The sequence below is a fragment of the Streptomyces sp. NPDC029164 genome (assembly GCF_055563995.1).
Map to the genome: position 1 here is coordinate 1 of NZ_JBVHWW010000019.1, position 22518 is coordinate 22518.

Genomic DNA, 22518 nt, shown 5'->3' on the forward strand with positions numbered 1-22518 from the left:
ATCGTTCGACTTGCATGTGTTAAGCACGCCGCCAGCGTTCGTCCTGAGCCAGGATCAAACTCTCCATGAATGTTTACCCGTAATCGGGTGCACACGCACTTAGAGCGGGCCAGTCATGTCGGAATAAGACCGACTGACCACTGCGTCCTCGCTGTGTAATTGCCTGCCAGCGCCCGAAGGCCCGACAGGTCTTTTTCAAAGGAACCTCATCCACCGAAGTGGACGGGGTATCAACTTCTGGCGTTGATTTTTGGCACGCTGTTGAGTTCTCAAGGAACGGACGCTTCCTTTGTACTCACCCGCAGCTACATTCGCTGGGGCTTTCCTCCGGGCTTTCGTTCTGTGTCTTGCTGTGTTCTTGCGTTTCCGACTCTATCAGACTCTTTCGTGTCCGACTTCCTCGGCGCTTTCCAGTTCCTGCGCTTTCGCGCTTTCCCTTTTCGGCGATTCCGACTCTATCAGCGATTTCTCGACCCCTTGACCACTCGCCGTATTACCGAAAAGGCATACGAAAAGACAGGAGGGAGATCAAGATCGTTGATGAGGAGGAGGAGTCCCGTCCATCTGCCGTTCGCGAGAAGTTCACACGAGGCGTCCTGGCGGGAGTCACGACAGTACAGGCCCCATGGTACCCAAGCAAATCGATTCAGGCGTATGGTCTAGTCCACCGGTCTAGTCCACTAGTCTCCGTGCCGAAGGACCAGCCCGGATCGGGACCAACATCGGGCGAACCCGAACATCAAGTGACATATCCTTCAGAAGAGTACGCCGTTCGCGACAGGCAGTGACGGCGACACGATGAGCCCCACCCCTGGGAGGCCCCCATGACCAGCGTGACGTCCCCACTTGCCGGGATCGCCATCGGACTCGCGGCAGTGCCGGATCCGGTGTTCTCCGGCGCGATGGTGGGACCGGGCACCGCTATTGATCCCGTGCGCGAGCCCTCGGAGGCGGTGTCCCCCGTCGACGGTGTGGTCGTATCCCTGCACCCGCACGCGTACGTAGTAGTCGACAGCGAGGGCCACGGTGTACTCACGCACCTCGGGATCGACACGGTTCAGCTCAACGGCGAGGGCTTCGAGCTGCTCGTGAACAAGGGCGACACCGTGACCCGCGGCCAGGCCGTCATCCGCTGGAACCCCGCTGCCGTCGAGGCCGCCGGCAAGTCGCCCATCTGTCCCGTCGTGGCGCTCGAGGCGACGGCCGAATCCCTCTCCGACGTCGTCGACTCCGGCGATGTGAAGGCTGACGACGCTCTCTTCAGCTGGCAGTGACGCTTCCGCCCGTAACGGGCGAGTGAGTCGGACATCCACCGCGGCGGCTCGGCCCGCCGCTCGACCGGAGACGGGTGAAATGGAGACAACGCTGCGAGGCGTCGGCGTGAGCCACGGTGTGGCGATCGGCGAGGTGCGGCACATGGGCACGGCGGTTCTCGAGCCGCCGGCCAAGCAGATCACCGCGGACGAGGCGGAGCGCGAGCAGGGGCGCGCCCGTCAGGCGGTGAGTGCCGTGGCGGCCGATCTGATCGCGCGTGGCCAGCTGGCCGGTGGCGAGGCCCAGCACGTGCTCGAGGCCCAGGCGATGATCGCCGAGGACCCCGAGCTGATGGCGGACGTCGACCGGCGGATCGCCGTCGGCAGCACCGCCGAGCGGGGCGTGTACGACGCCTTCGCCTCCTACCGCGATCTGCTCGCGGGGGCCGGCGAGTACATGGCCGGCCGGGTGGCCGACCTGGACGACGTACGGAACCGCATCGTGGCGCGGCTGCTCGGTGTGCCGATGCCGGGTGTGCCGGACAGTGACGAGCCGTACGTGCTGATCGCGCGGGACCTGGCTCCCGCCGACACGGCACTGCTGGACCCGGCGCTCGTCCTCGGTTTCGTGACCGAGGAGGGCGGACCGACCAGTCACAGCGCGATCCTCGCGCGGGCGCTGGGCGTGCCGGCGATCGTGGCGCTGCCGGGTGCCGGTGAGATCGCCGAGGGCACGGTGATCGCCGTCGACGGCAGCACCGGTGATCTGTTCGTCGAGCCCACCACCGCGAAGAAGGCCGAGCTGGCGGCCGCGGCCGCCGAGCGCAAGGCGGCTCTCGCCGCCTCGTCGGGTCCGGGTGCGACGTCCGACGGTCACAAGGTGCCGCTGCTGGCCAATGTCGGCGGTCCCGCCGACGTGCCGGCGGCCGTCGAGGCGGGGGCCGAGGGTGTGGGCCTGTTCCGCACCGAGTTCCTCTTCCTGGACGACAGCAGGAAGGCCCCGTCCGAGGAGAAGCAGATCGAGTCCTACCGCAAGGTGCTCGAGGCGTTTCCCGAGGGCCGTGTCGTGGTGCGGGTGCTGGACGCCGGCGCCGACAAGCCGCTGGACTTCCTGACCCCGGCCGACGAGCCGAACCCGGCGCTGGGCGTCCGCGGGCTGCGCTCGCTGCTGGACCACCCGGACGTGCTCCGGACGCAGCTCACCGCGCTGGCCAAGGCGGCCGAGGGGCTGCCGGTCTACCTCGAGGTCATGGCCCCGATGGTCGCCGACCGCACCGATGCCAAGGCCTTCGCGGACGCCTGCCGTGAGGCGGGCCTCAAGGCGAAGTTCGGCGCGATGGTGGAGATCCCCTCCGCCGCGCTCCGGGCGCGCTCGATCCTGCAGGAGGTCGAGTTCCTGTCGCTGGGCACGAACGACCTCGCCCAGTACGCCTTCGCCGCCGACCGGCAGGTCGGCGCGGTGTCGCGGCTGCAGGACCCGTGGCAGCCGGCGCTGCTCGACCTCATCTCCATGTCGGCCGAGGCCGCCAGGGCCGAGGGCAAGAGCTGCGGTGTGTGTGGTGAGGCCGCTTCGGACCCGCTGCTGGCCTGTGTGCTGACGGGTCTGGGTGTCACCTCCCTGTCGATGGGTGCCGCGTCGATTCCCTATGTGCGGGCGACGCTCGCCAAGTACACGCTCGCCCAGTGCGAGCGTGCCGCGGCGGCCGCCCGTGCGGCGGACAGCGCCGAGGAGGCGCGCGTGGCCGCGCAGGCGGTGCTCTCCGGCGAGTAGCCGGACGCGGTGTGGTGTGGATCGAGGGGCCTTCGCCGGTGGCGAGGGCCCCTCGGTCGTTCAGTGGTGCGGGCCGGGGGCGTCGACCTCGTAGCCGGGGCAGTATTCGACCCCGGATTCCGGGGCGACGGGCTCCCCCGTGTCGGCGTCGGTGCAGTAGGCGTTGAAGACGGCCGCGGCCGAGAGCGCGGTGAGGCGGCCGCGGTCCAGGCGCCAGCCGTGGACCCGGTCACGGTGGCCTTCGGTGGTGCTCCGCACCACCAGTCCCCCGGGTCCGCCCTGGGCGAGCCCGGCGGCGAGGACCGTCACGAAGTCGAGGCCTTCGCGGGCCTCGATGCGCGGTGGGGTGTCCGGATCTCCGGTGGTGTCGGCGTGGAGGACGGCGACGAGCTGTTCCGCCTCGGTCGGGATGCTGCAGACGAAGTGGTGGTGGCCCGGTCCGGCGCCGGCCAGGAGGCGTTTGAGCGCGTCGGTGGCGCGGTCGAAGGAGGCGTGGCCGATGTCCTCGCCGCAGTCCGCGCAGCGGCCGATTCCGGCGAGGAGGGTGGTGGCGTACTCCCAGGTGGCCTGGCGGACCGCCTCGTCGACGAGGAGCGGGACGATCTCGTCGACGGGCTGACCGGTGTAGGGCAGGACGGCGCTGCCGCCGGCCAGTTCCGCGGTGAAGCGGGTACGGGTCTCGGCGGTGTCGGGATCGAGGTGGTGTTCCCCGCAGTACTCGGCGTACGCGTCGGGGTCGAAGAGGGCGACGGTGGTGTGGATGCCGCGGGCCGCGAGGGACCGGAGCAGGCCGTCGACGTGGCGGAGGTACTCGGCGTAGTCGGCGGGGTGGTCGAAGGTGAAGCTGCGGTAGCCGCACATGGCCGCGAAGTCCCCGGCGTCGGCCAGCAGGCCGAGGGTGCTGGGGACTTCGCGGCGCAGCGTGCGGCGCCTGTCCGTGTCGTGGTCGTTCTTGCGCGGTGGCATGGCTCCCCCTGAGTGATGCGATCTTCTGCTCACTCAGAGTAATCACCGCCACTGACAGTGACGGCTTCCTCAGCCGCGGGTGCGGGCCAGCTCCTCGTAGAAGTGGAGGAGTTCGAGGTTGTCCACGGAGCCCGGGTTGACCGCCTTGGCCAGGGGGGCGCCCTGCAGGAGCCGCTTGACCGGGACCTCGATGCGCTTGCCCGTGAGGGTGTGCGGGATGCCCGGGACCTCGATGATCTCGTCGGGGACGTGGCGCGGGGAGAGTTCCTCGCGGATCGTCGCCTTGATCCGGGCACGCAGGTCGTCGTCGAGGGTGGCGCCGGGGGCGAGGTGGACGAAGAGCGGCATCCAGTAGCCGCCGTTCGGCTCCTCCAGGCCGATGACCAGGGACTCCTTGATCTCGGGGAGTCGCTCGACGGCCTCGTAGATGTCGGCGGAGCCCATCCGGACGCCCTGGCGGTTGAGGGTGGAGTCGGAGCGGCCGTGGATGATCACCGAGCCGTGGTCGGTGATCGTGATCCAGTCCCCGTGGCGCCAGACCCCCGGGAACATCTCGAAGTAGCTGTCGCGGTAGCGGCTGCCGTCGGGGTCGTTCCAGAAGTGGATCGGCATGGACGGCATGGGGTTGGTGACGACGAGCTCGCCGACCTCGCCGATGACGGGCTTGCCGGACGGGTCCCAGGACTGCAGGTCGGTGCCGAGGCAGGCGGCCTGGAGCTCGCCGATGTGGACGGGGAGGGTGGGGACCGCGCCGGCGAAGCAGCTGCAGACGTCGGTGCCGCCGCTGACGGAGGCGATCCAGAGGTCCTCCGTGCCTGCTGCGAACTCGTCGTGGAGCCAGCGGAAGCCGTCGGGCGGGAGCGGGGAGCCGGTGGTGGCCACGCACTTCACGGCGGAGAGGTCGAAGTCGCGCGCCGGGTGGACCTCGGCCTTGCGGCAGGCCATGACGTAGGCGGCGGAGGTGCCGTAGAGGGTGGCCTTCGTCCGCTCGGCGATGCGCCACTGGGCGCCCGTGTCGGGGTAGCCGGGGCTGCCGTCGTAGAGGACGACCGTCGTACCGGTGAGCAGTCCGGAGACGAGGAAGTTCCACATCATCCAGCCGGTGGAGGTGTACCAGAAGAACCGGTCCTCGGGGCCGAGGTCGCAGTGCAGGCCGAGCTGCTTGAGGTGTTCGAGGAGGATGCCGCCCTGGGACTGGACGATGGCCTTGGGCAGGCCCGTCGTACCGGAGGAGTAGAGGACCCAGAGGGGGTGGTCGAAGGGGACCGCCTCGAAGACGGGCTCCACGTCGGCGGCGGTGAGGGCGGACCAGTCGAGGGCGCCGTCGGGGGCGGGCGTGCCGAGGAGCGGGATGTGGACGACGGCACGCAGGGAGGGGAGCTCGGCGCGGAGTTCGGCGACGGTGTCGCGGCGGTCGTGCTCCTTGCCGCCGTAGCGGTAGCCGTCGACGGTGAACAGGACGACCGGCTCGACCTGCTGGAAGCGGTCGAGGACGCTGCGGGCGCCGAAGTCGGGGGCGCAGGAGGTCCAGACGCCGCCGACGGCGGCGGTGGCGAGGAGGGCGACGGTGGCCTCGGGGATGTTGGGGAGGTAGCCGCTGACGCGGTCGCCGGGGCGTACGCCGAGGGCGCGCAGTTCGGCGGCGAGCGAGCCGACCCGGCGGCGGAGCTCGGCCCAGGCGACCGGGGTGACCTCGTGGGTCTCGTCCACGTACAGCAGGGCCGGGTCGCCGGCGCGGGCCGGGTCCTCGGCGGCGCGCAGGGCGTGCTCGGCGTAGTTGAGGGTGGCTCCGGTGAACCAGCGGGCGCCGGGCATGGAGCGGTCGGCGAGGACGGACTCGTACGGGGTGGTGAAGCGGACGTCGAACCACTCGGCGACGGCCTGCCAGAAGGTGTCGAGCTCGTCGACGGACCAGCGGTGCAGGGCGGGGTAGCCACCGTCGGCGGGGGCCCCGAAGCGGGTCGCGGCCCAGGCCTGGAAGGCGGTGACGCGGGCCGCGGCGATCCGGTCGGGGCCCGGCGCCCAGAGGGGTTCCGGCTGCGTGGCTGAGGTCATGGGTCGGCTCCCGGTCAAGTCTGCGGCTCGCGCTTCGTGTGCGTACGGTGCCATCGCCCGGTGGGTGTCCGCGCGACGGCTCACAGGGACGATGCCATGTGATCGACATCCGCACCAGAGTCGTCATCGCCGCTCACGGGGTCGGCGGTATGTGGGCCGCCGCTGGTCGCGGGCCGTCGCCCCGCGGGTGAACGGCAGTTGAACGCAGCCCCTTCGGCCGGGGGCCGGTGGCAGGGTGATCTCCATGGACGGTCGTGATCTGGTACGTGCGGTGAAGGACATCGGTTCGGAGCGCGGGCGGCGCGCCTGGCGCGCGGCGTGGCGCCACCGGCGTGCGGACGCGGTGGGGCTCCCCCGCCGGGGCGCGGAGCGGGCGCGCGTGCCGGGGCTGCTGACCGGTACGGAGCCCCGCCCGGGCGGGGGTGTGCTGCGGTTCGCGCGCTCGGAGCTGCTGGTACGGGTCACGGCGGGCGGCGCGGTGTTCTGGGGCTGGGACGGGGCCGGGCCGACGCCCTCGTACGCGGTGGTGGGCGACGGGCCGGAGCCGGATCCGCGGGCCGTGCTGGAGCCGGACACCGGGGGCGGCTGGCGGGTGGTGTCGGAGCGGGTGACGGTCGCGGTGTCCCGGCACGGGGCGGTGGAGGTGCGCACCCCGGGCGGGACGGTGCTGCGGCGGGAGGCGCCGCCGCGGTGGTGGGAACCGGTGCCCGTGCCCCTCGCCGGGGAGGCTGCGGTGGGCGCTGCGGTGGGGGCCGGATCCGCCTCGGGCGGGACGCACCCGACTGCGCATGCGGCCGGGGCCGGGGCCGGCGGGCTCGGGGCGGGCCGGGGGCCCGGGGGGCGGTGGGTGCAGCGCAGTGAGGTGGCGGCCGACGCGCGGTTCTTCGGGCTGGGCGGGCGGGCCGCGGGGCCGCGGCTGCGGGACGGGGCGTACCGGCTGTGGAACACGGACCCGAAGGGGGGCTTCGGGCCGGGCGTCGATCCGCTGTACCTCACGATGCCGGTGCAGATGGTGGTCGCGGACGCGGGCACGCACCTGGTGTTCCACGACAACTCCTGGGACGGCCGGGTGGTGCTGCGGGAGGGCGAGGAGGGCGCGGGCTCGGGCGCGGACCGCCCCGGGTCGAGCGAACTGCGCATGGAGGGCGGGCCGCTGCGGTGCTGGGTGCTGGTGGGGACGCCGGCGCGGGTGCTGCAGGGCTGGTCGGGGCTGACGGGCGCGGCCGCGGTGCCGCCGGAGTGGGCGCTGGGGTACCAGCACGCGCGGTGGGGCTTCGGGAGCGCGGCGGAGGTGCGGCGGGTGGTCGAGGGGTACGCGTCGCGCGGGCTCGCGCTGTCGGCCGTACACCTGGACATCGACCATTACGACGGGCACCGGGTGTTCACGGTGGACGAGGCGGCCTTCCCCGATCTGCCCGGACTGTCCGCGGAGTTGCGGGAGCAGGGGGTGCGGCTGGTCTCGATCGTGGATCCGGCGGTGAAGGCGGGGGACGCGGTGCACGTGTCGGGGCTCGCGGTGGGGGCGGACGGCGCCTTCGTGCGGGACGCGCGGGGCGAGGAGGTGCGCGGTGAGGTGTGGCCGGGCGAGTGCGCGTACCCGGACTTCACGGATCCGGCGGTACGGGAGTGGTGGGGCGGGCTGTACGAGGAGCGGCTCGCGCAGGGCTTCGCGGGTTTCTGGCACGACATGAACGAGCCGGTGTCCTTCGCCCCGTTCGGGGACGCCACGCTGCCGCGGTCGGCGCGGCACGCGATGGACGGGGCCGGCGGGGACCACCGCGAGGGGCACAACGTGTACGCGCTGGGGATGGCGCGGGCGGGGTGGGAGGGTCTGGTGCGGCTGCGGCCGGCCGAGCGGCCGTTCCTGTTCTCCCGGTCGGGCTGGGCGGGCATGCAGCGGTACGGGGGCACCTGGTCGGGCGATGTGGAGACCAGTTGGGAGGGGCTGCGGGCTTCGCTGGCCCTGGTGTTGGGGCTCGGGCTGTGCGGGGTGCCGTACTCGGGGCCGGACGTGGGCGGTTTCGGCGGGTCGCCGTCGCCGGAGTTGTACGTGCGGTGGCTGCAACTGGGGGCGTACCTGCCGCTGTTCCGCACCCACTCGGCGATCTGGGCGGGACGGCGGGAGCCGTGGGAGTTCGGGCCCGAGGTGGCGCGGCAGGCGGCGGAGGTGATGGCGGAGCGGGAGCGGCTGCGGCCGTACTTCGTGACGCTGGCGCACCTGGCGCGGCGGACGGGTGCCCCGTACGTGCGGCCGCTGTGGTGGGGGGCGACGGAGGACCGGCGGCTGCGGGACTGCGAGGACTCGTTCCTGCTGGGCGACGCGCTGCTGGTCGCCCCGGTGCTGGAGTGCGGGGCGGACCGGCGGGCGGTACGGCTGCCACGGGGCCGGTGGTACGACACCGCCACCGGGGCGGCGTACGAGGGGCCGGGCCAGATCCTGCTGGACGCCCCGCAGGGGCGGATACCGGTGCTGGCGCGGGCGGGGTCCCTGTTGCCGGTTCGCTCCGCGGGGAGTGGCGGGCTGGAACTGGAGGCCTGGGCGCCGGCGCGGGGGCGTACGGGTGGCGGGGTGGTGATCCGGGACCCGGGGCCGGGGTTCGGGGCGGGTTCGGTCGAGCGGTACACCGTGCGGTGGGCGGGGGACGAGGTGGTGGTGGAGACGGAGGGGGGCGACTCCGTCGAGGGGGTCACGGTGCGGGGGCTGTAGGGCGGTGGCCGGGGTCAGGGGGCGGGTGCGGGTGGGCCGGTGCCGGTTCAGGATCGGGGCTACGGCCCGGACCCCGCGCCTCAGACGCCGGCGAGGCTGAACCGTCGCCCGGCGGGGCCGGGATGGTGGCCGGGACGAGACCGGCGGGTGCCGGTTCAGGATCGGGGCTCCGCCCCCGGCCCCGCGCCTCAAACGCCGGCGAGGCTGGAGAGGGTGCTACGAGGTGTATGTGCCCGCGAACCAGGCGGCGGCTGCCTGGGTGTGGAGGGGGAAGGCCAGGGGGGATGGGGATCGGAGGATGTGCCAGCCCGTGGTCTCGTCCGTCGGCTTCGAGGCGGGGAGGTCGGCGGCCGGGCGGGGCGGGAGGAGGCCGAAGAGGAGGAGGTGGCCCGCCGGGGAGCTCAGGGCGTCGGCCAGGGTGACCTCGGAGGCCGGGGCCGTGATGCCGGTCTCCTCGCGGAGTTCGCGGACGACGGCGTCGCGCCAGTCCTCGCCGAAGTCGATGAAGCCGCCGGGCAGGGCGATGCCGCCGAGGGCCGGTTCGATGGTGCGGGTGATGACCACGAGGCCGGTGCCGTCAACGTCCTCGACGGGCAGGAGGGTGACGGCCACCGGGAGCGGGTTGCGGTAGGCGGTCGCCCCGCAGGCGGTGCAGGAGCGGGGCCACTCGTGGGTGGAGTACGGCGCTCCGCAGGTGGAGCAGTGCGAGTCCTTCAGCTGTGCCGGCATCCGGCGATGGTATGCCAAGGGATATGCGGATGACGGCTGTTGTGGGTGTGCTCGCGGTGCTGGCCGGCGGGGCGGTGCCCGCCGGTCCCGGGCCCGGGTTCGTGGCGCTGCGCGAGGTGGATCCGAGTGTCCGGCAGGACATGCGGTACGCCGGTGCGCGGAATTTCACCGGCGGGGTGGTGGACGGGTACGAGGAGCCGGCGTGCCTGCTGGCCCGGCCCGCCGCCGAGGCGCTGCGGCGGGCGCAGCGGGGGCTGCTGCGGCGCGGCTACGCGCTGCGGGTGTACGACTGCTACCGGCCGCAGCGCGCGGTGGACCGGTTCGTGCGGTGGGCGCGGGAGGCGGACGGCCCGGAGGACCGGGCACGGAAGGCGGAGTTCTACCCGCACGTGGACCGGAGCCGGCTGATTCCGGAGGGGTACATCGCGGCGAAGTCCGGGCACAGCCGCGGGAGCACCCTCGACGTGACCCTGGAGGAACTCTCGGGCAGGGAGGTCGGCATGGGGACGCCCTTCGACTTCTTCGATCCGCTCTCGCACACCGACGACCCGCGGATCACGGGCGCCGCCCGCGCCAACCGGCGGTTGCTGAGGGGGGCGCTGGCCGAGCATGGGTTCGTGAACCTTCCCGAGGAGTGGTGGCACTTCACGTACAAGCCGGAGGCGTATCCGGACACGTATTTCGATTTCCCCGTCTCTGTCGCCGCCGTCCGGCCGTGAGTACCGTGCCCGCATGACTTTCAGCTCGTACAAGGAATTCTGGCCGTACTACGTCGCGATGCACTCCCGGGCCGCCACCCGCTGGATCCACCTCACCGGCACGCTCACCGGTCTGGCCGTGACCGCCTACGGGCTGGCGCGCGGCCGCAGGCGCTACCTCGCCGCGCTGCCCCTGATCGGGTACGGGACCGCCTGGCCGGCGCACTTCCTGATCGAGGGGAACAACCCGGCCACCTTCGGCAATCCGGGGTGGTCGCTGCGCGGGGACGCGCAGATGATCCGGATGATGCTGGCCGGGCGGGACGCGGAGCTGGGCGAGATCGCCCGGAAGTGGCTCGCCGAGAACCCGTGCCAGGGGTGTCCGCCCGTGACAGACTTCTGACGATCCGTCAGAATCTGGCTTGGGAGGGGACTTGGCACGCACACGTACACCCGTCGTGCACGGGTGGTTCACCGAGGACGGTCCGGACGGCGGCTTCCGGCTGCTCGGCACCCGGTGCTCGGCCTGCACCGCGGTGTTCTTCCCGCGCGAGGACGCGTACTGCCGCAATCCGCACTGTCCGGGCGGCGGCGGGCTCGCCGAGGTGCCGCTGTCCCCGCGGGGCCGGGTCTGGTCCTGCACCGACGGGCGCTACCGGCCGCCCGCGCCGTACGTGTCCGACCCGGACGCGCCCTGGGAGCCGTACACACTGGTCGCGGTGGAGCTGGAGGCCGAGGGGATGGTCGTGCTGGGGCAGGCGGCTCCCGGGGTGGGGGTCGCCGATCTGGCGGTCGGGACGGAGGTCGAGGTGGTGGGCGGCGTACTGAACGAGGACGCCGGCACCGTCTGGACCACCTGGCGGTTCAAGCCGGTGGGAGGGGTGGCATGAGCGTCGCCGACATCGCCGTCCTCGGGGCGGGCATGCACCCCTGGGGCAAATGGGGCCGCAGCTTCGTCGAGTACGGCCGGACCGCCGCACGGGCTGCGCTCGCGGACGCCGGACTGGACTGGACGGACGTGCGGTCGATCGTCGGCGCCGACACCGTGCGCTCCGGATATCCGGGCTACGTGGCCGGTGCGACCTTCGCGCAGGCGCTGGGCTGGCAGGGCGCGCGGGTGACCAGCGTGTACGCGGCCTGCGCCTCCGGGGCGCAGGCGATCGGCGCGGCCCGCGCGCAGATCCTGGCGGGCCTGGCCGACGTGGTCCTCGTGGTGGGTGCGGACGCGGCGCCCAAGGGGTTCTTCGCCCCGGCGGGCGGCGATCGGCCGGACGATCCGGACTGGCTGCGGTTCCGCGTGCTGGGAGCCACGAATCCGGCGTACTTCGCGCTGTACGCCCGGCGCCGGATGGCCGTCCACGGGGACACTCCGGAGGACTTCGCCCGGGTCAAGGTGAAGAACGCGGCGGCCGGGGCGCTCAACCCGTACGCCCGCTACCGCAAGAGCGTGAGCGCCGAGGAGGTCGCGGCCTCGGCGGTGGTCGCCGATCCGCTCCGGCTGCTCGACATCTGCGCCACCTCCGACGGGGGTGCGGCGCTGGTGCTGAGCAGCATGGACTTCGCACGCTCGCGCGGGGTGGCCGATCCGGTGCGGATCCGGGCGGTGTCCACGGTGACGCCGACGTATCCGCGGACGGTGCTGGACCTGCCGGACATCGCCACCGACTCGGCGGTGGCCGTGGACCCGGCGGCCGGCTCCTTCCGGTCCTCGATCGCGCGCGCCGCGTACGAGGAGGCGGGACTCGGGCCGGACGAGCTGTCGCTCGCCGAGGTGTACGACCTGTCCACCGCCCTCGAACTGGAGTGGTACGAGGACATCGGGCTGTGCGCGGAGGGCGAGGGGGCGAAGCTCGTCCGGGAGGGGGCGACCGCGCTGGGCGGCCGGATACCGGTCAACACCAGTGGCGGGCTGGCCTCCTTCGGGGAGGCGGTGCCGGCGCAGGCCATCGCGCAGGTGTGCGAGCTGACGTGGCAGTTGCGCGGGACGGCCGGGGACCGTCAGGTGCCGGGGGCGAGGGCCGGGATCACGGCCAATCAGGGGCTGTTCGGGCACGGGTCGGCCGTCGTCGCCGTGCGCTGAACAGCTCGTGTTGTCCGAACGCTTGACGGCCCCCTGCGGCAGGTTCACACTCGCTCCACAGTCCCGCGCCGCGACCGGGACCCCGAACCCCCCGTGAGAGCTGCGGCCCGTACCCCAGTCGGCGGGGGTACGGGTCGCCTCCATGCCGGGCCCGTCGTACGGGCGCCGCTCCCGGCCCCTCGTACGGGCGCCGCGCGCGCTCCTCGTACGGGCCGCCCGTCAGGCCCCCGCCGAGAGGCTCCGGCGCCGCTCGCGCGCCAGGGACATCGCGTGTTCCACGACCCCCACCAGCACGTCCTTGACGGACTCCCGGTCGCGTGCATCGCACAGCAGCACCGGTACCCCGGGGTCGAGATCGAGCGCCGTCCGTACGGTCACCACGGGGTGCCGGTCGGCGCCGTCGAAGCAGTTGACCGCGACCACGAACGGGATCCCGCGCCGCTCGAAGTAGTCGACGGCCGCGAAGCAGTCGGCGAGGCGGCGGGTGTCGGCGAGGACCACGGCGCCGAGCGCGCCCTGGGCCAGCTCGTCCCACAGGAACCAGAACCGGTCCTGTCCGGGCGTGCCGAACAGGTACAGCACCAGGTCCTCGCGGAGCGTGATGCGCCCGAAGTCCATGGCCACGGTGGTGGTGCTCTTGCCCTCCACTCCCCCGGTGTCGTCGACACCGACGCCCGGCTCCGAGAGCCGTTCCTCGGTCCGCAGCGGTCTGATCTCACTCACCGCACTGACCAGGGTGGTCTTGCCCACCCCGAAGCCGCCCGCGACCAGGATCTTCAAGGTCAGCGGTTCGACCGGCGACACCGCGTGCATGGCACCGGTGCGGCTAAAGCGCCCGAAGGCCATCGATCACCTCACGCAGAATGGATTCATCGGGCAGTTCGGCCGGTGGTACCGGCCTGGTCACGTGGACCAGTTCCTCATCGACCAGGTCACCGATCAGGACGCGTACGACCCCGACCGCGAGGTCGAGGTCGGCGGCGAGTTCGGCGACCGACTGGGGTCCGCCCCGGCACAGCCCGAGGATGTGGGCGTGTTCCGGGGAGAGGGTCATGTCCCAGACCGGATCGTCGGCCGCCGCTTCGGCGACGACGAGCGCGATCAGGTCGAGGCGGTGCTGACCCGCGTGGCTGGTCCGGCCGCGGGTCATGGCGTACGGGCGTACGACGGGACCCGCGTCGTCGTCGAACCACTGCGCGGGGTCGGGGCCGTCGGCCGACGGGTCGACGGCGAAGCCGAAGCCGGCGGGGATGTCGGTATCGGTGTCGGTGTCGGTGTCGGTGGAGTGGTCCTGGCCTGAATCGCTCATGCCGTACGACTCACCCTCCGGCTGGCAGCCCGGTGCGCGGGGCGGTCGCCAGGTGGTCGCCCACTCGCTTGACCATCAGCGTCATCTCGTACGCGACCTGCCCGACGTCCGAGTCGGCGTCGGCCAGCACGGCCAGGCAGCTGCCGTCGCCCGCGGCCATGACGAAGAGGAAGGCCTCGTCGAGCTCGACCACGGTCTGGCGGACCCGGCCGGAGTCGAAGTGCCGGCCCACGCCCTTGGCCAGGCTGTGGAATCCGGAGGCCACGGCCGCCAGGTGCTCGCTGTCCTCACGGGTCAGGTCCTTGGAGCTGCCGGTGGGCAGGCCGTCGCCGGAGAGGACCACCGCCTTGCGGATGGAGCCGACCCGGTCGACGAGCTCGTCGAGGAGCCAGTTGAGCGGGCCGGAGCCGCGGCCCCTGGTGTCGTTGCCGGTCTGCGGTGCGGTCATCGACCGTCCCCTTCGTTCTCGAATCCTGGACCGCCGGCGGCGGAGGTGCCTGCCTCGGTCTCGGACTGCTGCGGTGCGTGCTGGTTGCGACCCGCCGTCCAGCCACGCTGGAGGGCGGACATGCGCGTACGTACGTCTTCCGCGTCGCGGTCGGCCACCTGGTCGGTGGCGGCTTCGGCGGGTGCGGTGGACGGGGACTTCTTGAGCTGGGGTGCCAGGCTGGCCTGGCGGACCCGGCGGGGAAGCCCGCCGGTACCCGGGCCGGGTGCGGGGTCCGTGTCACCGGATCCGGCCGCGGAGGCGGAGGCGGAGGTGGGCTGCGTGATCATCGACACCGGACGCTCCACCCGGCGGCCGTGCTCGGCGACCAGGGTCGGCGCGGGGCGGCGGCGCGGCAGCGGCACGGCTCCCGCCGAGCGGGGGCCGTCGGATCGCGAGGCCTCCACGCGCTGGGTCTCCAGCCGGACGGGGCCGGTGGGGGCGAGCGATTCGCGGTCGCGGTCGCCCTTGCGGGCGCCGCCGCGTTCGGTGTGCCGGTCCGTGTGCGGGCGGTCGGCCGGGCTCAGGCCCAGCAGGGCGCTGCGGGGGGTGCCGTTCGGCGGGGTCTCGTCGTCGAGGGTGGCCATGACGGGGCGACCGGGGGCGCCGGGGCGGCCGGGGACGCCGGCGGTGGTGCCGTCCAGGGCCGCGGGGTCGTCGAGGCCGTCCAGCGGGTCCAGGCCGCGGCCCACGAGCGGGGCCTCCAGCTCGACCGGGCCGCGCAGTTCGGCGGCCGGCAGCGGGCGGCCGGAAGCGGCGCGCTCCACCGCGGCCGGCGCGGGCCGCTCGGACGGGGTCCGGCCGGTGTGGCCGGCCGGCGCGGGACCGCCGGCCCGTAGGGACGGGGCGGCCCCGCGGGCGCCGTCGAGGCGCACGCCGTTGCCGTTGGTCTCGGGGGCGTCGGTGAGCAGCGCCACGGGGAGGAAGACCACCGCGGTGGTGCCCCCGTACGGGCTGGGCTGGAGGACGACCTTGACGCTGTGGCGCTGGGCGAGGCGGCTGACGACGAACAGGCCGAGGCGGTCGGTGTCGGAGAGTTCGAACTCGGGGGTCTCGGCGAGCCGGAGGTTCGCGTCGAGCAGCGCCTCCGGGGTCATGCCGAGGCCGCGGTCGTGGATCTCCAGGGTGAAACCGTTCGCCACGCGCTCGCCGTGCACCTGGACCGCGGTGTGCGGCGGTGAGAACACCGTGGCGTTCTCGAGGAGTTCGGCGATGAGGTGGGTGATGTCGGCGACGGCGGGGCCGACGATGCCCAGGCGGGTGAGCCGGCGCACCTCGATGCGCTCGTAGTCCTCGACCTCGGCGACGGCGGCCCGTACGACGTCCATCAGCTGGACGGGCTTGCGCCACTGGCGGGAGGGCGCGGCGCCGGAGAGGATCACCAGGCCTTCGGCGTGGCGCCGCATGCGGGTGGTCATGTGGTCGAGGCGGAAGAGGTCGGCGAGTTCCTCGGTGTCCTCGGTGCGGCGTTCCATGGTGTCGAGGAGCGTCAGCTGGCGGTGCAGCAGCACCTGGTTGCGGCGGGCCAGGTTGACGAACACCTCGGAGACGCCGCGGCGCAGGTCGGCCTGCTTGACGGCGGCCTCGACGGCGGCGCGCTGGAGGGTGTTGAGGGCCTGGCCGACCTGGCCGACCTCGTCCTTCTCGTATTCGAGGTGGGGCGACTCGGTCTCCACGTCCACCTGCTCGCCGGCGGCGAGGCGGCGCATCACGCCGGGCAGCCGCACGCCGGAGGCCTCGTGGGCCTCCTTGCGCAGTCGGGACAGGTCGCGGACCAGGTCGCGGCCGATGCGGACGGAGAGGATCAGGGACACGGTCAGGGCGAGGAAGCCGAGGATGCCGGCCGCGGCGGCCTGGACCATGACGTCCCTGGCGACGGGCTCGATGCGCTCCTGGTAGCGGTCGCCCGCGGCGGTGTTCATGGCCGCGAGGTCGTCGAGGACCTTGACGGCGGCCTCGTCCCACTGGGCGGCGGTCACGCTGCGCGGCTTGTTGACGGCGCCGCCCGCGATGAACCGCTCCTCGGCGTCGCGCAGGGGCTTGCTCTGGGCGTCCTTCCAGTACAGCTCGAACCGCTCCCGGTCGCCGGCGGGGAGGGTCACGAGGTTGAACTCGTAGAGCAGCGTGCGGTTGGCGGCGAAGTCGGAGACGTTGCGCACGTCGGGCGCGGTGACGTTGCGCGCGGCGAGGGCGGCGGCGACGACGGCGTCCTCGCGGGAGAGCAGCTCGCGGGCGCGGCTGATGCCGACGAGGGCGCGGCCCTCCTTGTCGACCTCCACGTTGTCCAGGCCGTGGAGGTTCATGAGGAAGTCGTAGCAGGGGTCGACGAGCCGGTTGTAGAGCTCCAGGGCCTGGGTGGGGTCCAGGGCGTTCTGGTCGACGGAGCGGCGCATGGCGCCGATGCCCTGGAAGGCGGAGACGATGGAGCGCAGGCGCTGGGAGCTCTGCGAGCTCAGCTCGTCGATGACCTTGGGGTCGCGCGCGCTCACGGTGATCTGCTCGACGGCCTGGTCGGTTTCGGCGCGGCGTTTGGTGAGTTCGGCGGTGGCGGTGGCGGCCCGGGGGTCGCCGAGGACGACGAGGGTCTGGCGCCGTTCCTTCTGGATGACGCGGACGACGTCCTCGATGGGGTAGCCGACCTTGTCGATCACGTAGGCCACGTCGAGGAGTTGGAGCGCCTCCCGGCCGGTGATGGCCGTGGCGAAGCCCCAGAGCGCGGTCAGGGAGACGAGCGGCACAAGGAGCAACGCCACGATCTTCCGGCGGATGGACTTCCCGCGAAAGCGCATGGCCTCCCCAGCCTCCCCCAGGTCAACCCCGTTACCGGGGGTCGGTGTTCCGTCATTTAAACGGCGTGAGCCTACTACTGCTCCGGAGCGGGTTCGAAGGCGTGTCCGGACGTTTTCGGCCTGACCCCTGGAGGAAGATCACCAGTTGTCCGACACTTCCGGTCAAGTGCCGCCCGATATGTGGCAGATGACACTTGGTGAGGCGTCAGTTCCTGCAACCTGATGGATGGCTGGAATTGTTTGTTCCGCGATCAGAGCGGCCTGTGGAGGTGTCCGCGGTTCGGGAATCTCTCGGTGGCGTCGGACGTCTGTCTGTTCGAGGGCCGCGTCGGGGGTAGACGTGGTGGGTAGGCATGGCGGACCGCGGCGTGGGGAGTGAGCGGACCATGAGCAGTGACGAGGACGGCGGGGCGGGTTCGGGCGCGTACGCGGAGGTGGCGGGGCGGGGGCTGTGGGTGGAGGAACCGGCCCGCCGGCGCCGGATGCCCGATCCGGTGCGGACGTCCGCGGTGCGGGCGGTGGTGATCGTGGCCGTGACCCTGACCCAGGCGACGATCACGTTCTTCCTGACCCTGACCGGGTCGTGGCTGGCCCTGCCGATGGCGCTCTGCGCGATCGCGGGGACGATCGTGGCCACCTGGGGCGCACTGGACGTGTTGATCACCCGGCAGATGTGGAACCAGCGGTACGGGGTCCTCTCGGAGCCGAGCAGCACGGCGCGCCGGCGCAGCCGCGAGGCCCGCAGGACGGCCCGCAGCCGCGAGGCCGCCCCGGGCCGAATACCCCGCGAGGACGGCCCCCTGGCCACCTCCGGGCCGTACACCACGCGCTGACGGCGGGCCCGGGCCCTGGCGCCGAGCGGCGCGGGGGCGCGGGGGCGCGGGGGCGCGTCAGGGAGGAACGCCGCGCCTCAGGAAGGAACGCCGCTGCGGCGGAACATGCGGGTGGCCGTGATCTCGCCGTGGATGGTCTCCTCCTCCGGGGACTGCTGCGGCAGGCCCGGGCGGAGGTGTTCCTCGACGCTGATGTACTTCAGACCCGCCCGCAGGTCCGCGTCGTTGCGCAGCCGGATCACCAACGGGAACTCGGCGAGCGCCGTGGTGTCGAACAGGCCCGTCGTGTAGAGCAGTTGGACGCCCAGCGCGTCGGAGACGGCCCGCTGGAGCTCCAGCAGGTACGTGGCGTTCGCGCGGCCGATCGGGTTGTCGAGGAACAGCGTGCCCGCGTGGCGGTGCTTGTCGCGGCCGCGGTCGTTGCTGCGCAGCGCCGCCATCGTGCAGTAGAGGGCGATCGCGGCGGTCAGCAGCTGCCCGCCGGAGAAGACGTCTCCCATCTGGCCGACGGGAACGCGTTCGGCGCGCAGCACCGCGTCCGGCTTGAGGATCTCCACGGAGATGCCCTTGGGTTCGAGGGCCGCCTGGACACCCCGCAGCAGCAGGGACATGCCGTCGCGGCGGCCCTCGCCGAAGGAGGCGGTGCTGTTCTTCTTCACGGCCGCGCGGGTGGCCTCGTCGATGACCTCGCCGAGCCGTTCCGTGAGCGTGGCCTGGTCCGGCTCCTCGAAGCGGATCCGCAGGAACTCCTGGCCCGACCATTCGCCCAGGCCCTCGGGGAGCTGGGAGAGGCGCTGCGCGGAGCGGAGCGTGGCCAGGGCGGATTCGACGAGGCCTCGCAGGCGGTCGACGATGCTGTCGCGGTTGCGCTCCAGCTGCGCCAGCTCGTCGGTGAGGACGCGCAGCCGGGGGGCGAAGGCCGCCGCCCAGGCCGCCGCGTGCTCGGGCAGGGCCGCGGCGGGCAGTTCCCGGATCTGCTGGCGCGCGGGGGTGCGTACCTGCTCGTAGCGGGTGGCGTTGGCGTGCCGGACCAGGATGTCGCTCGCCTCGCGCACCGCGGACTCGGCGGCGGAGAGGTCGGCCGCGCAGCCGCGCAGGGAGCGGCGGGCCTCGGTGGCCGACTGGCGGGCCTCCTCCAGGGTGCCCGGGTGGGGCACCGGCTCCTGCTCGTCCTCGGCGTGCGTGTGGTCGCGCAGGAGGTCGCGCAGCAGGGCGGCGGTCTCGTCGAAGCCGCCGGCGCCGTCCTCGGCGGTGCGGTGGGCGCGCAGCAGGTCCGCGTGGGCGGCGCGGGCGCTCTCCACGGCCGCGGTGTGGGCGGCGAGCTGGGCGGTGGCCGTACGGAGCAGGGCCTGGGCCTGTTCGACGTCCCCGGGGACCAGTTCCTCGGGCAGTTCGGTGTGCGCCTCGCCCTCGGCGGGGGCGTGCCGCTCGGCCTCGCCGCGCAGGCGGCCGAGCTGCTCGCTGGCGGTGGACGCGCGGGTCTCCAGCATCTGCACGAGGGACTCGGCGCGGGCGGCGGCGGCCTGCCGGGAGGGGCCGTCGGCGCCGTCGGTGCCTTCGAGGAGCTGGGCGGCGCGGGTGCGGACCTTGTTGGTGAGGCGGTCGAGTTCGGCGAGGGCGGCGCTCTCGTCGCTCTCGGCGCGGGCCTGTTCGGCGCGCAGGTCGGCGCCGACGCCCACCTTCTCGTAGAGCTGGGAGGCCGCGCGGTAGGCCTCCCGGAGGTCCGGGAGGGGGACGCGCGGGCCGTCCGCGTCCGCGTCGGGCAGCTGGTCGGGGGCGCCGGCGATCTCGGCTCGCTCGGCGCGCAGGGCGCGGGCGGTGCGGCGGGCGTCGTCGGCCGCGCGCTGGGCGGCGCGGCGGTCCTCGTCGGCGGCGCGGGCGCGGTCCAGGCAGACCTCGGCCCGGGCCTCGGACTCGGCGGCCTCGTCGGCGAGTTCGCGGAGCCTGGCCTGCCAGCCGGCCCGCTCGCGCAGGCGGTAGGCGAGGCCGGCGAGGGCGTCGGCGACGCGGCGGGCGCGCTGGGCCGTGTCCTGGCGCTCGTCGCGGACGCGGGCGGCGTCGGCGGCGGCCTCGTCGGCCTCGGCGCGTACGGTACGGGCCTCCGCGAGCTCGGCGTCGGTCTCCTCGGCGAACGCCCGGGCGGCCGCGGCCTGTTCCGCGAGTTCGGTGAGGCGGCCGGGCGGGCAGCCGGTGCGCCAGGAGGCGAGGCGGGCGGCGAGTTCGCGGTCGCCGGAGAGGCGGGCGGCGAGCTCGCGGATCTCGGTGTCGCGGGCGCCGGCGCGGGTGCGCAGGGCCCGGCGCTCCTCGTCGGCGGCGTGCTCGTCGTGCATGGCCGGGTTCGGCGGGACGAGGAAGACCGCGGTGTCGGTGTCGGCCGCGGGCGGTACGGGCGCCAGCAGGGCGGCCGCGGTACCGACGGCGACGGTGGAGCGGGGCAGGAGGGCGGCGCCGGAGAGGACCTCGCGGGCCCGGCTGTGGGTGTCGGGGTCGGTGATGACGACGCCGTCGACGAGTTCGGGGCGGGCGGCGAGGACGGCGGCGTGGTCGGCGGGGTCCACGGACTGGGCGAGGTAGCGCCAGCCGGGGAGGGCCGGGATGCCGTGCTCTCCGAGGTACTCGACGGTGGCGAGGACGTCGGGGCCGGGCGGCAGCAGGCCGCCGTCGCCGAGGGCGCCGAGGATGCGGGAGTCGTCGGCGGCGGCGGTGCGCAGCTCGAACAGCTGGCGTTCGGCCGCGGCGACCCCGTCGGTGAGCAGGGTGCGCAGGTCGTCGGCGTTCCGGTCGAGGTCCGCGACGGTGAGCCCGCCGCCTCCGGCGGCCGTGGTGTGACCGGGGGACGCGGCGGCGGTGCCGGGGTGTCCGGCAGCGCCGGAGGCGGTGGCCGCGACGGCCGCGTCGGCCCGCGCACCGGCGCGCGGGTGCGGGAGGAAGGCATCGGGGACCTGCGGGAGGCCCAGCAGCTCCGCCAGGCGCGGCGCGGCGGCGAGGGAGGCCGCCGCCCGGTACTCGGCGTCGTGCGCGGCCTCGGCCGCCTCGGCGGCGTCCGCCGCGCGGGCGGCGGTGAGTTCGGCGCGGGATTCCGCGGCGGCGGCCTCGCGGGCGGCTTCGGCGCCGGCGCGGGCGGCGTCCCGGGCCTCGTCCCAGGCGGCCACGGCGGTCTTCTCGGCGTCGGTGGCGGCGAGGGCCGCGCGCGCCGGGTCGGCGTCGGGGGCGGAGTCGTCGAGCCAGCCGGCGCGGACGGCCTCGGCGGTCTCCTGCTGGACCTCGGCGAGGCGCGAGCGGAGGTGTTCGGCCTCGCTGCGGGCCCGCTGGGCGGCCGTGGCGGCGGCGGTGGCGTCGCGGTGGGAGTCCTCGCCGGTGGCCTGGAGGGCGGCGGAACGCTCCTCCTCCTCGTTGGCGAGCCGTTCGCCGTGCTCGGCGGCGGTGTGCAGGGCCCGTACGAGCTCACCGGCGGCCGTGGCGCGCGCGGCGAGCGCGGGGGCGGCGTCCCGCTCGGCCTCGCGGATCGCGACGGCGACGCGGGCGGAGCGGTCGGCGGCGGCGCGGTGGCGCAGCACGGTCTCGGCGGCCTGCCACGCGGAGTGCAGCGTGCGGGCTTCGAGGAGTTCGCGGCGCTGGGCGGCGGCGGCCTTGTCGGCGACGGTCAGGGCCAGCGAGGCGTGCCGGTAGGCGAGTTCGGCGGAGACGGCGGCGCTGCGGGCGCGGGCGGAGTCGGCGGCGGTGACCTGGTGGGCGGCGGCGGTGACCCGCTGGGCGAGGTCGGCGGCGCGGCCGCGTTCCTCGGCGGCGCGGGCGGACAGCCGCCGGGCGAGGGTGCGCGTACGGCGTTCCGCGCCCGCGTGGACGTCGCGCAGCCGGGAGCGGGCCCCCGCGGCCTCGACGATCTTGGTGAGCAGGTCCACGGAGCCTGCGGTGAAGTCGCGTTCGGCCATGAGCTCGGCACGGCGGCCGAGCTTGTTGCCGAAGCCGTGGACGAGGTCGGCGAGGCCGTCGGTGTCGCGGGTGTCGGTGACGGCGCGCAGCAGGAGGTCGGTGAAGTCGGAGTCCTTCTTCACCGCGAAGAGGCCGGCCGCCTCGCCCTCGTCGGCGTTCATCTCGCGCTGGTAGCGGAAGAGTTCGGGGTCGAGGCCGAGCTCGGTGAGGTGCTCGTTCCAGCGGTCGTGGATCTCCTCGAAGTACACCTCGAGGTGCGGGTACGCCTTGCCGGCCTCGGTGAGCGCGTCGCGGAAGCCCTTCATCGTGCGGCGGCGGCCCTGGGCGCCGGAGGCGCCTTCGACGGGCGGGCGCACGGCGGTGGCCTCGGCGACGGGCAGGTTGTCGAGGCCGAGGCCCGGGCCGGGGCGGAAGGAGTACCAGGCCTCGGCGAACTTCCGCGGGTCGTTGGAGACCTGGCGGCCGCGCCATTCGCTGACCTTGCCCACGACCACGCACTCGCCGGTCTGGGTGTGCTGCCACTCCAGGGCGACGTGGCCGCAGTCGTCGGCGAGCAGGAACTTGCGCAGGACGCCGGAGCTGGCGCCGCCGAGGGTGTTGCGGTGGCCGGGGAGCATCACCGAGAAGATCAGCTTGAGGAGGACGGACTTGCCGCCCCCGTTCTCCAGGAAGAGCACGCCGGCGGGCGCGGGGCGGCGCGGCGGGCCGGTGGGCTCGTCCTCGAAGAACTCCGCCTGGGCCGGCGCCGGGTGGGGCACCGGTTCGCCGACTCCGCGCAGGTCGAGCACGGTGTCGGCGTAGCGCGCACCGGCGGGCCCGATGGAGTAGAGGCGGATCCGGGACAGCTCGTACATGGCGGCGGACTCTCGTGGTGTCTGGTGACTCAGGGCGGACGGAGGACGGGTGGC

16 protein-coding genes and 1 rRNA gene are annotated in these 22518 nt (G+C 73.7%); 8 read left to right on the top strand and 9 right to left on the bottom strand.

The window, feature by feature from the left end; all coding sequences use genetic code 11:
* Positions 1-70, bottom strand: a 16S ribosomal RNA gene (locus ACZ4VT_RS19325); the annotation flags it as partial.
* 754 nt (positions 71-824) lie between these two features.
* Here ACZ4VT_RS19325 and ACZ4VT_RS19330 point away from each other — a divergent pair.
* Together ACZ4VT_RS19330 and ptsP are read left to right on the top strand one after the other, a co-directional pair.
* Positions 825-1274: a PTS sugar transporter subunit IIA gene (locus tag ACZ4VT_RS19330; protein WP_351298844.1), complete on the top strand. Its 450-nt coding sequence runs from the start codon at positions 825-827 to the stop codon at positions 1272-1274.
* 79 nt (positions 1275-1353) lie between these two features.
* Positions 1354-3024: a phosphoenolpyruvate--protein phosphotransferase gene (ptsP, locus tag ACZ4VT_RS19335; protein WP_467951139.1), complete on the top strand. Its 1671-nt coding sequence runs from the start codon at positions 1354-1356 to the stop codon at positions 3022-3024.
* Between the two features lie 60 nt (positions 3025-3084).
* Here the strand turns inward: ptsP and ACZ4VT_RS19340 are convergent, their stop codons facing one another.
* Together ACZ4VT_RS19340 and ACZ4VT_RS19345 are read right to left on the bottom strand one after the other, a co-directional pair.
* On the bottom strand, positions 3085-3990 hold the full coding sequence (locus tag ACZ4VT_RS19340) for a hypothetical protein (RefSeq protein WP_467951141.1): 906 nt from the start codon (positions 3988-3990) through the stop codon (positions 3085-3087).
* A 69-nt stretch (positions 3991-4059) separates the two neighbouring features.
* On the bottom strand, positions 4060-6045 hold the full coding sequence (locus tag ACZ4VT_RS19345) for an acetoacetate--CoA ligase (protein WP_467951143.1): 1986 nt from the start codon (positions 6043-6045) through the stop codon (positions 4060-4062).
* Positions 6046-6289: 244 nt separating this feature from the next.
* On the opposite strand from ACZ4VT_RS19345, the gene ACZ4VT_RS19350 reads away from it, so the two are divergent.
* Entirely contained in the window at positions 6290-8752 is a 2463-nt protein-coding gene (locus ACZ4VT_RS19350) for a glycoside hydrolase family 31 protein (RefSeq protein ID WP_467951145.1), read from the top strand.
* Positions 8753-8968: 216 nt separating this feature from the next.
* Here ACZ4VT_RS19350 and ACZ4VT_RS19355 read toward each other — a convergent pair whose 3' ends face one another.
* A complete protein-coding gene (locus tag ACZ4VT_RS19355) occupies positions 8969-9481 on the bottom strand; it encodes an NUDIX domain-containing protein (RefSeq protein ID WP_467951147.1) in 513 nt (170 codons plus the stop codon).
* Between the two features lie 29 nt (positions 9482-9510).
* Between ACZ4VT_RS19355 and ACZ4VT_RS19360 the strand changes: the two genes are divergently transcribed.
* Genes ACZ4VT_RS19360 through ACZ4VT_RS19375 form a run of 4 tightly spaced genes read left to right on the top strand, consistent with a single transcriptional unit; the run spans position 9511 to position 12259 of the window.
* A complete protein-coding gene (locus ACZ4VT_RS19360) occupies positions 9511-10200 on the top strand; it encodes a M15 family metallopeptidase (protein WP_467951149.1) in 690 nt (229 codons plus the stop codon).
* Between the two features lie 13 nt (positions 10201-10213).
* The gene (locus tag ACZ4VT_RS19365; protein WP_467951151.1) at positions 10214-10582 is read left to right on the top strand and encodes an Mpo1-like protein; all 369 of its coding nucleotides are present in this window, start codon (positions 10214-10216) and stop codon (positions 10580-10582) included.
* A 31-nt stretch (positions 10583-10613) separates the two neighbouring features.
* Entirely contained in the window at positions 10614-11069 is a 456-nt protein-coding gene (locus ACZ4VT_RS19370) for a Zn-ribbon domain-containing OB-fold protein (RefSeq protein ID WP_467951154.1), read from the top strand.
* The gene (locus ACZ4VT_RS19375; RefSeq protein ID WP_467951156.1) at positions 11066-12259 is read left to right on the top strand and encodes a lipid-transfer protein; all 1194 of its coding nucleotides are present in this window, start codon (positions 11066-11068) and stop codon (positions 12257-12259) included. Before ACZ4VT_RS19370 ends, ACZ4VT_RS19375 begins: the two co-directional genes overlap by 4 nt.
* 219 nt (positions 12260-12478) lie before the next feature.
* Here ACZ4VT_RS19375 and ACZ4VT_RS19380 read toward each other — a convergent pair whose 3' ends face one another.
* Genes ACZ4VT_RS19380 through ACZ4VT_RS19395 form a run of 4 tightly spaced genes read right to left on the bottom strand, consistent with a single transcriptional unit; the run spans position 12479 to position 16844 of the window.
* Positions 12479-13105 carry a GTP-binding protein gene (locus tag ACZ4VT_RS19380; RefSeq protein ID WP_030706636.1) on the bottom strand — a complete coding sequence of 209 codons (627 nt, stop codon included), beginning with the start codon at positions 13103-13105 and terminating at the stop codon, positions 12479-12481.
* The gene (locus ACZ4VT_RS19385) at positions 13086-13568 is read right to left on the bottom strand and encodes a DUF742 domain-containing protein (protein WP_467951159.1); all 483 of its coding nucleotides are present in this window, start codon (positions 13566-13568) and stop codon (positions 13086-13088) included. Before ACZ4VT_RS19385 ends, ACZ4VT_RS19380 begins: the two co-directional genes overlap by 20 nt.
* Before the next feature lie 10 nt (positions 13569-13578).
* On the bottom strand, positions 13579-14016 hold the full coding sequence (locus ACZ4VT_RS19390) for a roadblock/LC7 domain-containing protein (protein WP_030016314.1): 438 nt from the start codon (positions 14014-14016) through the stop codon (positions 13579-13581).
* Entirely contained in the window at positions 14013-16844 is a 2832-nt protein-coding gene (locus ACZ4VT_RS19395; protein WP_467951161.1) for a sensor histidine kinase, read from the bottom strand. Before ACZ4VT_RS19395 ends, ACZ4VT_RS19390 begins: the two co-directional genes overlap by 4 nt.
* A 386-nt stretch (positions 16845-17230) precedes the next feature.
* Between ACZ4VT_RS19395 and ACZ4VT_RS19400 the strand changes: the two genes are divergently transcribed.
* Complete coding sequence (locus ACZ4VT_RS19400) at positions 17231-17677, top strand: hypothetical protein (protein WP_467951165.1); 447 nt, start codon at positions 17231-17233, stop codon at positions 17675-17677.
* A 77-nt stretch (positions 17678-17754) separates the two neighbouring features.
* Here ACZ4VT_RS19400 and ACZ4VT_RS19405 read toward each other — a convergent pair whose 3' ends face one another.
* Positions 17755-22464: a hypothetical protein gene (locus tag ACZ4VT_RS19405; protein ID WP_467951167.1), complete on the bottom strand. Its 4710-nt coding sequence runs from the start codon at positions 22462-22464 to the stop codon at positions 17755-17757.
* Positions 22465-22518 lie beyond the last annotated feature (54 nt).

Bases quoted from the DNA above. Each gene is read 5' to 3' on its own strand.
- ACZ4VT_RS19330 (WP_351298844.1), top strand. From the start codon at position 825: ATGACCAGCGTGACGTCCCCACTTGCCGGGATCGCCATCGGACTCGCG.
- ptsP (WP_467951139.1), top strand. From the start codon at position 1,354: ATGGAGACAACGCTGCGAGGCGTCGGCGTGAGCCACGGTGTGGCGATC.
- ACZ4VT_RS19340 (WP_467951141.1), bottom strand. From the start codon at position 3,990: ATGCCACCGCGCAAGAACGACCACGACACGGACAGGCGCCGCACGCTG.
- ACZ4VT_RS19345 (WP_467951143.1), bottom strand. From the start codon at position 6,045: ATGACCTCAGCCACGCAGCCGGAACCCCTCTGGGCGCCGGGCCCCGAC.
- ACZ4VT_RS19350 (WP_467951145.1), top strand. From the start codon at position 6,290: ATGGACGGTCGTGATCTGGTACGTGCGGTGAAGGACATCGGTTCGGAG.
- ACZ4VT_RS19355 (WP_467951147.1), bottom strand. From the start codon at position 9,481: ATGCCGGCACAGCTGAAGGACTCGCACTGCTCCACCTGCGGAGCGCCG.
- ACZ4VT_RS19360 (WP_467951149.1), top strand. From the start codon at position 9,511: ATGACGGCTGTTGTGGGTGTGCTCGCGGTGCTGGCCGGCGGGGCGGTG.
- ACZ4VT_RS19365 (WP_467951151.1), top strand. From the start codon at position 10,214: ATGACTTTCAGCTCGTACAAGGAATTCTGGCCGTACTACGTCGCGATG.
- ACZ4VT_RS19375 (WP_467951156.1), top strand. From the start codon at position 11,066: ATGAGCGTCGCCGACATCGCCGTCCTCGGGGCGGGCATGCACCCCTGG.
- ACZ4VT_RS19380 (WP_030706636.1), bottom strand. From the start codon at position 13,105: ATGGCCTTCGGGCGCTTTAGCCGCACCGGTGCCATGCACGCGGTGTCG.
- ACZ4VT_RS19385 (WP_467951159.1), bottom strand. From the start codon at position 13,568: ATGAGCGATTCAGGCCAGGACCACTCCACCGACACCGACACCGACACC.
- ACZ4VT_RS19390 (WP_030016314.1), bottom strand. From the start codon at position 14,016: ATGACCGCACCGCAGACCGGCAACGACACCAGGGGCCGCGGCTCCGGC.
- ACZ4VT_RS19395 (WP_467951161.1), bottom strand. From the start codon at position 16,844: ATGCGCTTTCGCGGGAAGTCCATCCGCCGGAAGATCGTGGCGTTGCTC.
- ACZ4VT_RS19400 (WP_467951165.1), top strand. From the start codon at position 17,231: ATGAGCAGTGACGAGGACGGCGGGGCGGGTTCGGGCGCGTACGCGGAG.
- ACZ4VT_RS19405 (WP_467951167.1), bottom strand. From the start codon at position 22,464: ATGTACGAGCTGTCCCGGATCCGCCTCTACTCCATCGGGCCCGCCGGT.